The sequence below is a fragment of the Aromatoleum toluolicum genome (assembly GCF_012911005.2).
GTDB classification, from domain to species: domain Bacteria; phylum Pseudomonadota; class Gammaproteobacteria; order Burkholderiales; family Rhodocyclaceae; genus Aromatoleum; species Aromatoleum toluolicum.
The window spans coordinates 1-379 of record NZ_WTVS01000283.1 but is presented as its reverse complement, the minus strand read 5'-3'; the positions used below and the strand labels follow the sequence as shown (position 1 = coordinate 379).

Below are 379 nucleotides of genomic sequence, written 5' to 3'. Positions count from 1 at the left end.
GTTCGGCATCAAGGGTTTCAAGTTCCATCCCACGGTGCAGGCCTACCACCCCTACGACAAGATGGCCTGGCCTATCTATGAGGTGATCGCCGAGTACGGCATGCCCGCCATCTTTCACACCGGTCACAGCGGCATCGGCAGCGGCATGCGCTGCGGCGGCGGCCTGCGGCTGGAGTACAGCAACCCCATGCACCTGGACGACGTGGCGATTGACTTCCCCGACATGCAGATCGTGATGGCCCACCCCAGCTTTCCGTGGCAGGACGAGGCGCTGTCGGTCGCCACGCACAAGCCCAATGTCTGGATCGACCTGTCGGGCTGGAGCCCCAAGTATTTTCCGAAGCAGCTGGTGCAGTACGCCAACACGCTGTTGAAGGAC

The 379-nt window shown here is 62.3% G+C and carries 1 protein-coding gene; it reads left to right on the top strand.

Going from position 1 to position 379, the window contains the following annotated elements; all coding sequences use genetic code 11:
- Positions 1 to 379: amidohydrolase family protein (locus tag GPA27_RS28755; RefSeq protein WP_169143770.1), on the top strand; the 379-nt coding region annotated here is incomplete at both ends.